The organism is Mesorhizobium abyssinicae (assembly GCF_049887195.1).
In the GTDB taxonomy this organism is placed as follows: Bacteria; Pseudomonadota; Alphaproteobacteria; order Rhizobiales; family Rhizobiaceae; genus Mesorhizobium; species Mesorhizobium abyssinicae.
In genome coordinates this window covers 1-253 of sequence record NZ_JARAKC010000162.1, presented here as the reverse complement: position 1 = coordinate 253, position 253 = coordinate 1, and the positions used below count along the sequence as shown (strand labels likewise).

The following is a 253-nucleotide window of genomic DNA, read 5'->3' as shown; positions in this document are numbered from 1 at the left end:
GCGCGCTTGCCGGCGCCTTGCGCGCGCATCTTGGCGCGCGGCTGCCCGACTACATGGTGCCGTCGGCGTTCGTGCGGCTTGCGGCGCTGCCGCTGACGGCCAACGGCAAGCTCGACCGCCAGGGGCTGCCTGTTCCCGACGACGATGCCTATGCGCGGGCCGCCTATGCGGCGCCGCAAGGCGAGGTCGAGACGGCGCTGGCCGGCATCTGGGCGGAGCTGCTCGGCGTCGAGCGCATCGGCCGCCACGACCA

Annotated in this window: 1 protein-coding gene; it reads left to right on the top strand. The window is 74.3% G+C overall.

Features of this window, described 5'->3' with window-relative positions:
• Window positions 1–253: hypothetical protein (locus tag PU724_RS34080; protein ID WP_426213874.1), on the top strand; the 253-nt coding region annotated here is incomplete at both ends.